The 12,670-nt window shown below is 66.9% G+C and carries 16 protein-coding genes; 11 read left to right on the plus strand and 5 right to left on the minus strand.

Features of this window, described 5'->3' with window-relative positions:
- Positions 1 to 185 (minus strand): hypothetical protein (locus EH209_RS24390; RefSeq protein ID WP_211338331.1); only part of this gene is annotated, 185 nt, incomplete at its 3' end.
- Positions 186 to 283: 98 nt separating this feature from the next.
- Here EH209_RS24390 and EH209_RS08070 point away from each other — a divergent pair.
- From EH209_RS08070 to EH209_RS08100, 7 genes are all read left to right on the plus strand, one after another.
- Positions 284 to 523 (plus strand): DUF7511 domain-containing protein, encoded by a 240-nt coding sequence (locus EH209_RS08070; protein WP_126662356.1) that lies wholly within the window; start codon positions 284 to 286, stop codon positions 521 to 523.
- Between the two features lie 241 nt (positions 524 to 764).
- Complete coding sequence (locus EH209_RS08075; protein ID WP_126662357.1) at positions 765 to 1,997, plus strand: translation initiation factor IF-2 subunit gamma; 1,233 nt, start codon at positions 765 to 767, stop codon at positions 1,995 to 1,997.
- 30 nt (positions 1,998 to 2,027) lie between these two features.
- On the plus strand, positions 2,028 to 2,420 hold the full coding sequence (locus EH209_RS08080) for a PIN domain-containing protein (protein WP_126662358.1): 393 nt from the start codon (positions 2,028 to 2,030) through the stop codon (positions 2,418 to 2,420).
- Position 2,421: 1 nt separating this feature from the next.
- Positions 2,422 to 2,997, plus strand: a complete 576-nt coding sequence (locus EH209_RS08085; protein ID WP_126662359.1) for a DNA-directed RNA polymerase — start codon at positions 2,422 to 2,424, stop codon at positions 2,995 to 2,997.
- A gap of 2 nt (positions 2,998 to 2,999) precedes the next feature.
- Positions 3,000 to 3,197, plus strand: coding sequence for a transcription elongation factor subunit Spt4 (gene spt4 / locus EH209_RS08090; protein ID WP_126662360.1), 198 nt, complete (start codon positions 3,000 to 3,002; stop codon positions 3,195 to 3,197).
- A gap of 7 nt (positions 3,198 to 3,204) precedes the next feature.
- Positions 3,205 to 3,831, plus strand: a complete 627-nt coding sequence (locus EH209_RS08095; RefSeq protein ID WP_394343688.1) for a GTP-dependent dephospho-CoA kinase family protein — start codon at positions 3,205 to 3,207, stop codon at positions 3,829 to 3,831.
- 99 nt (positions 3,832 to 3,930) lie between these two features.
- The gene (locus EH209_RS08100) at positions 3,931 to 4,287 is read left to right on the plus strand and encodes a hypothetical protein (RefSeq protein ID WP_126662361.1); all 357 of its coding nucleotides are present in this window, start codon (positions 3,931 to 3,933) and stop codon (positions 4,285 to 4,287) included.
- 44 nt (positions 4,288 to 4,331) lie between these two features.
- Here the strand turns inward: EH209_RS08100 and EH209_RS08105 are convergent, their stop codons facing one another.
- Positions 4,332 to 5,327, minus strand: coding sequence for a fumarylacetoacetate hydrolase family protein (locus tag EH209_RS08105; protein ID WP_126662362.1), 996 nt, complete (start codon positions 5,325 to 5,327; stop codon positions 4,332 to 4,334).
- Entirely contained in the window at positions 5,324 to 6,175 is an 852-nt protein-coding gene (locus tag EH209_RS08110) for a cyclase family protein (protein ID WP_126662363.1), read from the minus strand. The genes EH209_RS08105 and EH209_RS08110 overlap by 4 nt, the downstream gene beginning before the upstream one ends.
- A gap of 123 nt (positions 6,176 to 6,298) precedes the next feature.
- On the opposite strand from EH209_RS08110, the gene EH209_RS08115 reads away from it, so the two are divergent.
- Both EH209_RS08115 and EH209_RS08120 read left to right on the plus strand, forming a co-directional pair.
- Positions 6,299 to 7,387, plus strand: a complete 1,089-nt coding sequence (locus EH209_RS08115; protein WP_126662364.1) for a geranylgeranyl reductase family protein — start codon at positions 6,299 to 6,301, stop codon at positions 7,385 to 7,387.
- A 150-nt stretch (positions 7,388 to 7,537) separates the two neighbouring features.
- On the plus strand, positions 7,538 to 8,965 hold the full coding sequence (locus EH209_RS08120) for an MATE family efflux transporter (protein WP_126662365.1): 1,428 nt from the start codon (positions 7,538 to 7,540) through the stop codon (positions 8,963 to 8,965).
- 51 nt (positions 8,966 to 9,016) lie between these two features.
- On the opposite strand, the gene EH209_RS08125 is transcribed toward EH209_RS08120, so the two are convergent.
- Positions 9,017 to 10,450, minus strand: a complete 1,434-nt coding sequence (locus EH209_RS08125) for an FAD-binding oxidoreductase (RefSeq protein WP_126662366.1) — start codon at positions 10,448 to 10,450, stop codon at positions 9,017 to 9,019.
- Between the two features lie 209 nt (positions 10,451 to 10,659).
- On the opposite strand from EH209_RS08125, the gene EH209_RS08130 reads away from it, so the two are divergent.
- Complete coding sequence (locus EH209_RS08130) at positions 10,660 to 12,057, plus strand: FAD-binding oxidoreductase (RefSeq protein WP_126662367.1); 1,398 nt, start codon at positions 10,660 to 10,662, stop codon at positions 12,055 to 12,057.
- Positions 12,058 to 12,109: 52 nt separating this feature from the next.
- On the opposite strand, the gene EH209_RS08135 is transcribed toward EH209_RS08130, so the two are convergent.
- The gene (locus EH209_RS08135; RefSeq protein ID WP_126662368.1) at positions 12,110 to 12,361 is read right to left on the minus strand and encodes a hypothetical protein; all 252 of its coding nucleotides are present in this window, start codon (positions 12,359 to 12,361) and stop codon (positions 12,110 to 12,112) included.
- Positions 12,362 to 12,474: 113 nt separating this feature from the next.
- Between EH209_RS08135 and EH209_RS08140 the strand changes: the two genes are divergently transcribed.
- The gene (locus EH209_RS08140) at positions 12,475 to 12,669 is read left to right on the plus strand and encodes a hypothetical protein (protein ID WP_126662369.1); all 195 of its coding nucleotides are present in this window, start codon (positions 12,475 to 12,477) and stop codon (positions 12,667 to 12,669) included.
- The last annotated feature ends 1 nt before the right edge of the window (position 12,670 follow it).

Consider the following 12,670-nt stretch of genomic DNA (forward strand, 5'->3'; position numbering starts at 1 on the left):
TCCCCACCCCCCACCCCCACCCTGTCGTTTTCGTCCGGCTGAATCGACCTCGAGCCGGTCGTCTCGCCTCCCTCGGCGTCCCCGAAGTCGACCAGCCGAACCGCGAACGAGAGAGCGGCGACGCCGAAGCGATTCGGATCGACGGCGCTGGCGTTCGGTCTGTCGAAGCCGGTCGTATGGATCACCTCGAGCGGATACCGAGGTCTCAATACCCCAATTAGCAGCAGCTATGTGCGTTTCCGAAGGTTCGCTATGTACGGACCATCCGCGAGGCCAACAAGTCATGAGCGAATCCGCAAACGGCTACGACGATCGCACGATCAAACAGCGACTGGCCAGCGCCCGGGCCGCGGCCGAGGGCGAGTCGGCTCGCCGGAAACAGCTCGAGTGTCTCGTCGTTCGCTACCGAAACCGACCCGATCGGTGCACGATCACGCCCCGGGAGTGTTCCGAGGAGGAGCGGCTCACCCACTGGCTGTCGGCCGATCTATCGGCGGTCGTCGATCTCGAGGACGCTCGCTGACGGCGCCGAGACCCGCCGGTAGCGACGCCGCGCGAGTACTTCGAAACCGGGCCGCTGCCCGGGACTCGTGCGGGCCGTTCGTCGCTCCTCGGGGCCGTCAGTCACGACGCGTATCCGAACGTTCGGATATTGGTGTACGAATGGCCGACACGACGCGCCGTCGGCCGGCTCTCGGCGCGGATAGCTCGCAACCTTTATCAAGCGCACGGGGGAAGCTACAGCCAAGATTACTCATCGTCTTATGGAAGGAAATGGACAACCGGAGGTGAACATCGGGCTCGTCGGTCACGTCGACCACGGCAAGACGACACTGGTGCAAGCACTCAGTGGGTCGTGGACGGACCAGCACAGCGAGGAGATGAAACGCGGTATCTCTATCCGGCTGGGGTACGCGGACGCGACGTTCCGCTACTGTGACGGACTCGAGGAACCCGAATGTTACACCGTCGAGGAGGAGTGTGCGGACGGCTCGCCGAGCGAGCCGCTCCGGACCGTGTCGTTCGTCGACGCCCCGGGTCACGAGACCCTCATGGCGACGATGCTATCGGGCGCCTCGCTGATGGACGGCGCCGTGTTGGTGGTCAGCGCCAACGAACCCGTCCCGCAGCCCCAGACCGAAGAGCATCTGATGGCGCTCGACATCATTGGCATCGACAACATCGTCATCGCTCAGAACAAGGTCGACCTCGTCAGCAGCGATCAGGCTCGTCAGAACTACGAGGAGATCCAAGAGTTCGTCGAGGGCACCGTCGCCGAAGGCGCGCCCGTCGTTCCGGTGTCGGCCGGCCAGGAGGTCAACCTTGACCTGCTGATTCAGGCCATCGAGGAGGAGATCCCCACGCCCGACCGGGATCCCGACGCCAATCCGCGGATGCACGTCGCCCGCAGTTTCGACATTAACAAGCCGGGAACGAGCGCGAAGGATCTCGCCGGCGGCGTCCTCGGAGGCAGCCTCGTACAGGGTCAACTCGAGGTCGACGACGAGATCGAAATCCGCCCCGGTCGCGAGGTCGAGGAAGGCGGCCAGACCGAGTACGTCCCGATCGAGACGACGGTTCGGTCGCTGCAAGCCGGCGGAGAGACCGTCGACACCGTCACGCCGGGCGGCCTGCTTGGCGTCGGAACCGGTCTCGACCCCTCGCTGACGAAAGGCGACGCGCTGGCCGGCCGACTCGCCGGGCCGCCGGGATCGCTCCCGCCGACCTGGCAGTCCTTCACGATGGAGGTCGACCTGCTCGAGCGCGTCGTCGGCGCCGAGAGCGGCGAGACGGTCGACGAGATCAGCACGGGCGAACCGCTGATGATGACCGTCGGCACGGCGACGACCGTCGGCGCCGTCACCAGCGCCCGCGAGGGCGAGTGCGAGGTCAACCTCAAGCGGCCCGTCGCCGCCGAACCGGGCGCGAAGATCGCGATCAACCGCCGCATCGGCGCGCGCTGGCGGCTGATCGGGCTCGGAACGCTCACAGAATAACACGACCGACGACGAGACATCCGACAACGAATGGCTACGCCGACGCAGGTCGCCCTCGACACGAGCGCGCTCATGATGCCCGTCGAACTCGACGTTCGGCTGTTCGACGAACTCGAGCGGTTGCTCAACGACTACGAGGCGACGGCTCCCCAAGCCGTCCTCGAGGAACTCCGTCGCCTCTCGGAGAAGGGCGGCGAGGAGGGAACGGCCGCGAACGTTGGCCACGATCTGGCGACCGAGCGCTGTCTCGTCGTCGACACGGAGGCGTCGTACGCCGACGACGCGCTGGTCGAACTCGCCCGCGAGGACGTCGTCGACTACGTCGTCACGAACGATCGCCCGCTGCGCGACCGGGTGCTCGAGGCGAGTGTACCGGTAATTGCATTACGCGGGAGAAACAAGTTAGCGATCACTCAACCATAGAATGTACAAACGGGTCAAACTGAAAGACACGGTAGAAGTACCGCCGGAGGAGCTCGGCGACGTCTCGCCGGACCTCGTGAAGCGACTGCTGCAGGACAAACTCGAGGGGCGCATGGACGAGGAGGTCGGTAGCGTCGTCTCGGTTACCGAGGTTCACGACATCGGCGAGGGGACGGTCCTCCCGAACCGACCGGGCGTCTACTACGAGGCCGAGTTCGACGCGGTCACCTTCGATCCGCAGATGCAGGAAGTCGTCGACGGCACCGTCGTCGAAGTCGTCGAGTTCGGCGCCTTCGTCGGCATCGGCCCGGTCGACGGCCTACTGCACGTCTCGCAGATCAGCGACGAGTACCTCGCCTTCGACGGCGAGAACCAGCGGCTCTCCTCGAACGAGTCCGACCGCGCGCTCGGCGTCGAGGACGCCGTCCGCGCTCGGATCGTCACCAAAAGCATCGACGAGCGCAACCCGCGGGACTCGAAGATCGGCCTCACGGCCAAACAGCCCGGCCTGGGCAAACACGGCTGGCTCGAGGAGGAACACGAGAAACGCGAAGCCACGACAGCCGAGGGTGAGTAACCATGGCATCGGATCGTCTCGTCTGTCGCGAGTGTCACCGGGTCAACGAACCCAACAACGACACCTGCGAGAGCTGTAACTCCTCGTCGCTGACCGAGGACTGGGCGGGCTACGTCGTCATCGCCCACCCCGAGGAGAGCCAGATCGCCACCGAGATGCAGGTCACCGAACCCGGCGCGTACGCGCTGAAGGTCCGCTGACGGCGCTGTGACCCGCGACGATTCTCCCGCCGAGACGGACGCGGACACGAACGAGACTACGGACGAAGCAGACGCGGCGTCGACTCCCGACATCGACGATCAGCTACTGGTCCTGCCCGACGAACTCCGCCACGAACTCAAGGAGCCGATGGGTCCAATCGAGACCGACGCCGACCGACTCCTCGAGGACGTCGACGGGCCGCTGATCGCCGTCGGCGACGTCGTCACCTACCACTTCCTGCGAGCGGGTCGCCCGCCGGACGTCGCGCTCGTCGACGAGCGGACCAAGCGGTCGGCCGTCGACGAGGAGATCCGCGAGACCGTCACCGAGGGGACGACCGTCGAGGTCGTCAACCCGCCCGCGGAGATCTCGCAGGCGGTCGTCGAGGCCCTCCTCGAGGGGTTGGCCCGCGACGATCCGACGACCATCCTCGTCGAGGGCGAGGAGGACCTGGTCGCTCTGCCGGCGATCGTCGCCGCCCCCGAAGGCGCGAGCGTCGTCTACGGCCAGCCCGACGAGGGGATGGTCCACGTGAAGATTACCGACGACCACCGGGCGGATATCCGCGAACTGCTCGGTCGGTTCGAGGGCGACGTCGATCGCTTCTGGGAAATACTCGAGGACGGAACGTAGCGCTCGAGCGAATTCGCGATCGGTCCCGATTCGAGCCGACGCCGCGAGTGCGCACGGCGTTTCACAAGAATATTGTCAGCAGGAATTGTTTTCTGAGCTATGGATAGAGCCGTCCTCGCGGGGATCGCCATCGGCGCGGCCGCCGGCGGGGCGCTACGCGTCGCGTTCGGCTCGAACTGGTTCCTAATCACCGCCGTGGTTGCGATCTACGCCGGCTGGGGGTACTTCGAAGTGCGCTACCGTCGACTGCTCTGGAGCGAGTTTCCCACCTTCGATCGGTCGGCGGACCGACTCGGCTACGCGATCGGGCTGTTCGGCGTCACTCTCGGCACCTCGGCGTTCGGCCAGCGGTACGCGGCGGGCGGGGCCGGCATCGAGTTCCTCGTCGGCTACCTCGGCGTTATCGGCTTCCTCCTTACCTCGAGCAGGGCGAGCGCGGACGCCGACTCAGATTGAACAGGGTCGACGCGCTTCCCTGTTCTCGCTCGACCGACACGCTGTCACTCGAGGACCGTGTGCTCGAGTGTGCCGATTCCCTCGATCTCGAGTTCGACCGTATCCCCGTCCTCGAGGAACGTCCCCAACTCGAGTCCACAGCCCTCGCCGACGGTGCCGCTTCCGATGACGTCGCCCGGATGCAGCGTCTCGGACCGCGAGACGTGTTCGATGATGTCGGCGAAGGAGTGGTACATCTCGTCGACCGTCCCCTCCGACCAGACCTCGCCGTCGACGCGGGCGGTCATCGTCGCCTCGAGAACGTCGATATCGTCCGCGGGCACGACGTAGGGGCCGAGACCGTTCGCGAAGTCCTTCCCCTTCGCCGGACCCAGTTGCCCCTCCATCTCCTCGCCCTGGATGTCGCGGGCGCTGAAGTCGTTGAAGACGGTGTAGCCGGCGATGTGTTCCGCCGCGTTTTCGGCGTCGATGTCCCGGCCCCGCGTTCCGATCACGGCCGCAATTTCGAGTTCGTAGTCCATGATCGACGAGTAGTCGGGCCACCGGATCGTCTCGCCGGGCGCGACGACGCTGTCGGCGTTGCCCTTGTAGTAGACCGGCAGGTCGTACCAGACGTCGGGGATCTCGCCGTCCATGCTGTTCCGCACGTGCTCCTCGATGGCCATGAAATCGCGCAGCGAGTTGGGACGAGGAAGCGGCGCGAGCAGATCGTACTCGTCCGGCTCGTACCGGAGTTTCGCGCCGCCGGGGCCGCGCTCGGCGTCGGTCTCAGCCGCGTACTCGAGGGCTTCGCGGGCGTCTTCGATCGCCCGATCGCCGCGCTCGAGAAAGGCGATCATCTCCGGCGGGACGTGGGCGCGTGCAAGGTCGGCGGGCGCGGGTTCGCCCTCGGCCTCGAGGACGGCGCCGTAGGCGGCGGTGAGGTCGACGAGCGTCGCCGCTCCCGCAGGGGCGTCCTCGTCATCGGTCGCTTCGGCGACGGCCCCAATGCGTTCGACGGGGCCGACGGGGGTCTCGACCTCGAAGGTGGCGAGTTTCACGCCGTCTCACCTCCGGAGCTGGCATCATCGCTTCCGGCGTCCGCACCGTCTCCGACGAAGGCCACGGGCCGCACCCAGCCCGCGCTGCCGTTCTCGATCTTGATCGGGAACGCGACGATCGGGATATCCGTCTTGCACGGGAGCGCGTCGAGGTTCGCCATCTTCTCGATCTGGCAGTACTCGACCTCGCGGCCGGCGAAGTGGGCCGGCCACAGCTCTTCCTCGTCGCCGGACTCGATGTACCGCCGACCCATCTTGGCGAACGGCTTATCGAAGCCGTAGGCGTCGGTTCCGATCACCTTCACCCCCTGCTCGACGAGGTATTTCGTCCCCGCGGCGCTCATTCCGGGGAACTGCGTGAGGTACTCGGGCGTGCCCCACAGCTCGTCGGCGCCGGTCTGGATCAGGACGATCTCCCCCGGCGAGAGGTCGTGGTCTAACTCCTCGAGGGCGTCCTCGAGGTCGGCGGCGCCGATCTCTTCGCCCGCGTCCATCTCGCGGAAGTCGAGGACGACCGCGTTCCCTCGACACCACTCCAGCGGGATCTCCTCGATCGTCTTCGCCGGTTCGCCGTCGACTTCCGGGCCGTAGTGCCACGGCGCGTCGAGGTGGGTGCCGGCGTGGGGAATGACCTCGAGGTCCTCCCACGCGAGCCCCATCCCGGCCGGGAAATCCGTGGCGTCGACGTCGTGGCCCAGCTCCCGGAGGTTCTCGGCGAGCCGTTGGGCGCCGGCCTCGTGGTCGAACGCGTCGATCGACGGCGGCATCGGTTCGCTCGGCGGGCCGTCCTCGAGGCCGATGCTCAGGTCGATCAGCGCGGTATCGTCGGATGTCAACAATTCGCTCATAGTAGTCACGATTCCGAGCTCCTATTTGAAAGTGACCCGGTAGCGAACGGCCACCGCCGTCGATCACTGACCGTCGGGAGAATCTCGAGAAACTATTTACCGTCCGCCGTGAACGTGCCGGACATGTACGATTTCGTCGTCGTCGGCGTCGGTCCGCCGGGCGCGCGGTTCGCCCGCCGGGCCGCCGAGGAAGGGTACGACGTGCTCGCTCTCGAGAAGGGCCGGATCGGGAAACCGCTCGCCTGTTCCGGCCACGTGAGCACGGACGTCTGGGAGTTCACGGGTGAGGGCGCCCGCGAGGAACTGTTCCAAAACGAGATCTACGGCGCGCGGTTCCACGTTGGCGGGCCGCGAAGCGACGCCTACCCCTTCTACAAGCGCGAGGTCGCCTCGAACGTCATCGACCGCGTCGGACTGGACCGCCACCTCGCCGACCTCGCTCGCGAGGCGGGCGCAGACGTTCGCGAGGAACACACCGTGACCGACGTCACGGAGCACCGCGACCGCGTCGAACTCGTCGCCAGCGGTCCCGACGGAACCCTCGAGTTCGAGGCGAAGATGATCGCCGGTTGCGACGGCCCGCGCTCCCGCGTTCGGGACGAACTCGGGCTGCCCGAACCCGAGGAACTGCTCCACGGCGTGCTCGCGTTCTCCGACGAGGAGGACCACCAGGACTTCGTCGACGTCCACCTCACCGCGCCCACGTTCTTCGCGTGGCGCATCCCGCGGGGCGACGCCGGCGTTGAGTACGGACTGGCCGCGCCGCCGGGAGTCCAGGTGACCAAGCACTTCGAGGAATTGATCGACGGCTACGAGATCGACGTCTCCCACCGCTGTTCGGGCGCGATTCCGATCGGACCGCCCGATCGCGTCACGTCCCGCCGGGCGTTCCTCATCGGCGACGCGGCCGCCCAGACCAAGCCGTTCACCGGCGGCGGCATCCTCTACAGCATGACCAGCGCCGACCACGCGGTCCGCGAGATCGATCCCGACCGGCCGACGACGCTGGCCGCCTACGAGCGCGTCTGGCGCGAGGACTTGGAACGGGAACAGCAACTCGGCTACTGGCTCCGCCGGGCCTACTCGCTGCCGGAGCCAGTCCAACACCTCGGGCTGGGCGCCCTTTCGGGCGAGATCGGCGTCCACATGGACCGCCCGACATCGCTCGTCTCGCCGTCACACCTGCGGGCGGTGCTCTCGCGGCTTCGGTGAGTTGTCGGTCCTTTCCCGTGGTTTTACGGTTTTCTCGAGTTGCTCGAGACGACTCGTTCAGTGCGCGCCACCGCACACCGATTGAATCGTCAGAAGGGAAGCGAACAGCAGCCGACAGACCGAAGGTTCCCCTCCGGCAACGCCCAGTAGATGACAGGTCGGGAAACTGCTGCGCTCGAGTACGTCGCGAGCGCACTCGAGCGCTGCGGGATCATCGACGCCGAGCAGTTCCGCCCGACCGTCGACCTCGCGTGGCCCCGGATCGTCACCGGCTTCGCGATCATGTCCAAGCAGACGGCCGACCTCGCGATGGTCGGCGTCGCCGTCGGCACGGCCGGCACCGCGGGGCTGGCGTACGCGCTGGCCTTCTGGGAGATCGTCACGATGCTCGGCCTCGGGCTCGCGGGCGGCACCGTCAGCCTCGTCTCGCAGAACTACGGCGGCGAGGAAACCGGCCGCGCCTCGCTGGTGGTCACCCAGAGCGTCCTGTTGGCCGTCGGGATCGCCCTCCCGCTCGCGGCCGCGTTTCTGCTCTTCGCCGACCCGCTGATCGGGCTGTTCGACGCCGAACCGGAATCGATCGCCCACGGTGCGACCTACCTGACCCTCGTCGCGCCGGCGGTCCTGTTCGAACTGCTCAACCTGATCGCCAGTCGCACCTACACCGGCGTCGGCGACACGTTCACGGAGATGGTCGCCCGCGCGGGCGGCGCCGCGCTCAATATCCTCATCAGCGGCCTGCTCATCTTCGGGTTCGGTCTGGGCGTCGCCGGGGCGGCGATCGGTACGACACTTTCGACGGGGTTCGTAACGGTCGTCCTCGCGTGGGGGATGGTCGGCCGGTCCTACGGCGTCCTCGGGATGGAGTCCAGCCCGGTTCCGCTCGCGCGATCGGGGCCGTGGCTCGAGCCGACGCTGCTGGCCCAGCTCGTCGAGATCTCCGCGCCGGAGATCGGCCGTCGGCTCGCCCAGGGGATCGTCGTCTTCCCGCTGCTGTGGGTGGCCGGCTCCTTCGGACCGGTGGTCGTCACCGCCCTCGAGGTCGGCCGGCGGGTGCGCGCGCTGATCAACAGCGTCAACTGGGGGCTCTCGCTGGCCGCGAGTTCGCTGGTCGGGCAGCGACTCGGCGCGAACGACGAGGGCGGGGCCGACGCCTACGGCATGGGGATCATCCGGCTCTCGGCGCTCTGTTACGCGGCGATCGCCGTTCTGGTCGTCGTCTTCGCGGAGCCGATCGCGAGCCTGTTCGTGGGACCGGACGGACGCGCGCTCGCGGCCGCGTTCGTCGCGGTCGGCGCCGTCAGTTCGATCGGCTACGGAATCGACGGCGCCGCCTCCGGCGCACTGCTGGGCGCCGGCGACACGCGGTGGCCGTTCGTCGCCTCGCTGGTCGGCCGCTACGCCTTCGCCCTGCCGGCGGCCGCGCTGGGGCTGGTGACCGCGCTCGATATCACGGGGCTCTACCTCGCCTTGTTGCTCGAGACCGCCGTCCCCGGCGGGATCAACTACTGGCTGTTCCGAAGCGGACGCTGGAAGGCAGTGAGTCGGCGGTACCGGCCGGCGTCCGAAGCGAGCTGACGCCGATGGCGGTACCGATGCAGTCGCGGACTGTCGCGGAAAATGGGGTCGTCAGTCGGCCCCGGTTCGCGGCGCGACGGTCCCGGTCGTTCCGAACAGGTTCGTCGGATCGTACTCGGTCTTGAGGTCGACTAGCCGCTCGTAGTTGCCCCCGAAGCGCCGTTCGACGGGGTCCTCGTTCAGCCCCGGGAAGTTTCCGTATCGGCCGGACGCGACCGGCAGTCGCTCGACCTCGGCGAAGGCGGCCCGCGCCCAGTCGACGTTCGCGTCGTCTTCGGCCGGGTCTTCCCAGTTCGCTTCGATGGTGAGCATGTACGGCTTGTCGCGGTGCCGGAACGCGGTCGCGTCCGGCGACACCTCGCTGACCGCGCCGTCGAGGTGCCAGAGGTCGATCGTCGAGAGCGCCGACGGCGTCGACTCGTTGTACCGGAGCATGACCTCGACGACCTCGTCAGTGACGTCGGTGAGATAGATAGATTTCCAGTAGTACCGGAGACCGTCGGGGTAGTCCTCGTCGAGCATCGACTGCAGGGCGACGTATTCCATCGGGCCGCTGAAATCGGCGGTAGGCGTCGCGCTCGTTCGCAGCGGCTCGAAGACATCGGCGGCGTCCTCGAGGTCGCCGCGGTAGGAGCCGAGCATGGCTACGACGGGCTCGCCCCACGTCTCTTCGGGGAACTCCTCGAGTTCCGGGACGTGCGCGGCGAAGGCGAGCACGCCCGCCTCGCAGGGCGCGTCGGCGGTCCACTCGAGGTAGCGGTCCATCACGGCGGCCGCGTCGTCGGCGTGGAACCAGGTGAAGAAGGCGTATACCTCGGGACCGACCTCGTGGAGCTCGAACTCGAAGGACGTGACGACGCCGAGAACGCCACCGCCGCCGCGGAGCCCCCAGAAGAGGTCCGCGTTCCGATCGGCGCTGGCGGTCCGTACCTGACCGTCCGCGGTAACGACGTCGACGCTACGGAGGTTGTCAAGCGCCAACCCATACTGACGGCTCAGATGGCCGTAGCCGCCGTTGAGCGTCAGCCCGGCGACCCCGGTCTGCGAGACGGCGCCCAGCGCCGTCGCGAGACCGAACAGTTGCGTCTCGCGATCGACGTCGCCGAGCGTCGCGCCGCCTTCGACGCGGACGGTCCGTTCCTCGGGATCGACGCGGACGGCATTCATCGGCGTCAGGTCGACGACGAGGCCGCCGTCGCAGACGGCCGTTCCGGCGACGTTGTGGCCGCCGCCCCGAACCGCGAGCGGGAGCCCCTGCTCGCGGGCGAACGTCACCGCCGCGACGACGTCCGCGACCCCGGAACAGCGAGCGATGATCGCCGGGTACCGGTCGATCATCCCGTTCCAGACCTGCCGTTCCCGTCCGTACTCCGGGTCCGCCGGAAGGACGACGTCGCCGGCGAACTCGGTGTCGAACGATCGAACCGCACTGCCCGGGACGTTTGCGAGCGCTTCCTCACCGGGTGTTTTGTGTACTGTTCCCATAATGCACGATACGCCGTCTGCGACGATAAACTAGTTTGGCCGTTTACACGACGGTCAATCGCCCGGATATGACGGTCGGGTGACGTCCGAGACCGTGGAGCCGCGTCCGTCCGACGCGCTTCTCGAGACTGTGCCCGCAGGGACCATATCTTGGTTATTAATTATGCATATCTATATCGCCACTGGTGACCTATAGACACTGAGGAACGATGGCAGTAACGACCACACCCGTAGACGACGGTGCAATAGACGGATTCGGCGAGGAGCTTCGCGGCGACCTGCTCCGACCGGAGGATCCGAACTACGACGACGCCAGAGCCATCTGGAACGGGATGATCGACCGGTCACCGGCGGCAATCGTGCGCGCCAAGGGTGTGTCGGACGTGATCGAATCGGTGAACTTCGCCCGCGAACAGGAGCTGCTCCTTGCGATTCGCGGCGGCGGCCACAACATCGCCGGGAACGCGGTCTGTGACGACGGCTTGCTGCTCGATCTCTCCGCGATGCGGGCGGTTCGTGTCAATCCGGCGGACCAAACGGCTCGAGTCGAGCCCGGTGCGACGCTCGCCGATTTCGACCACGAGGCGCAAGCGTTCGGACTCGCGACCCCGTTGGGAATCAACTCGACGACCGGCGTGGCCGGGCTGACGCTCGGCGGTGGGTTCGGCTGGCTCACTCGGAAGTACGGCATGACCGTGGATAACCTGCGATCGGTCGACGTCGTCACGGCGGACGGGGAACTCCGTCACGCCAGCGAAACGGAGAACTCGGATCTCTTCTGGGGGATTCGCGGCGGCGGCGGCAACTTCGGCGTCGTCACCTCCTTCGAGTTCGAGCTCCACGAAGTCGGTCCGGAGGTGCTCACCGGAATGGTCGTCTACCGCGGCGCGGACGCCCCGGACGTCCTCCGACACGTGCGTGACTTCAACGCGGACGCGCCGGACGAGTCGACCGTCTGGGTCGTCCTCCGCAAGGCGCCGCCGCTCCCGTTCCTGCCGGAGGACATCCACGGCGAGGACGTGATCGTGGTGGTACCGTTCTACACCGGTGATGTCGCCGAGGGCGAAGCGGTGCTGGCGCCGATCCGGGAGTACGGCGACCCGGTCGCCGACGTCGTCGGCCCGCACCGGTACGCCGAGTTCCAACAGGCGTTCGACCCGCTGCTCACCGAAGGGGCCCGAAACTACTGGAAGTCACACAACTTCAGTACGATTCCGGACGAGGCGATCGATACCGTCGTCGAGTACGCGCGGAACCTGCCGACGGTCCAGTCCGAGATCTTCTTCGGACAGATCGGCGGCGCGATGGGACGCGTACCGGCGGACGCGACGGCCTTCCCGCACCGCGACGCGGAGTACGGGATGAACGTCCACACCCGTTGGGAAGATCCCGCGATGGACGATGCGTGTATCGCCTGGTCCCGCGAGTTCTTCGACGCCATGGCGCCGTACGCGACCGGCGGCGTCTATGTGAACTTCATCAGCGAGCGCGAGGGCGAGGAGAACCTCGGCTACGGAGACAACTACGACCGTCTCGTCGCGCTCAAAACAACGTACGATCCGAAGAACCTGTTCCGGATGAATCAGAACGTCGAACCGGCCGTCTAACGGACGCGACGGCCGCAGTTCCGGATCGCCGCCGGGTCGGTGAGAAGCGGCGTTACTCGAGGACGGGCAGTCCGTTCGCTTCGAGGGAGGCGAACAGGCGCGTAAGCGCAAGTCCGACAGCGACGATCCCGACGGTTACGATCGCGACCGTGACGACGTCCTCGGGGACGCCGATCGACGCGGTCAGCAGCGACGCCGCGAACGCGAGCGCGAGGACGGTCGTCAGCGCCGAGAGCGTCTCGCAACTCAGCGTCGTCCACGTCGACCGCTGGACGTATCGATTCTGGACGGCGTTACGTTCCATGGAAAGTTGTTAGATACTTATCAACATAAATCTTCGCTACCTACCTCTCGTTCCGAATCTCTGGAAAGTCATAGAACACCGACAGCTATTATCCACTGACGCCATCGTGCGGTATGGACGAGCCAGTAGCGTCGACGGACGGGGGAAGCGACGACGGGTTCGACGGCGACGAACTCGGAGTTGGAATCGCGATCGGGCTGTCGATCGGTGTCGCTATCGGCGTCGCGACCGACGATCTCGGGCTCTGGATTCCGGTCGGCGTTGCGCTCGGCGTTGCGCTGGGGGCGGGATTGAGCGGACGCGAGTGAG

This window comes from Haloterrigena salifodinae (genome assembly GCF_003977755.1).
Taxonomy (GTDB): Archaea; Halobacteriota; Halobacteria; order Halobacteriales; family Natrialbaceae; genus Haloterrigena; species Haloterrigena salifodinae.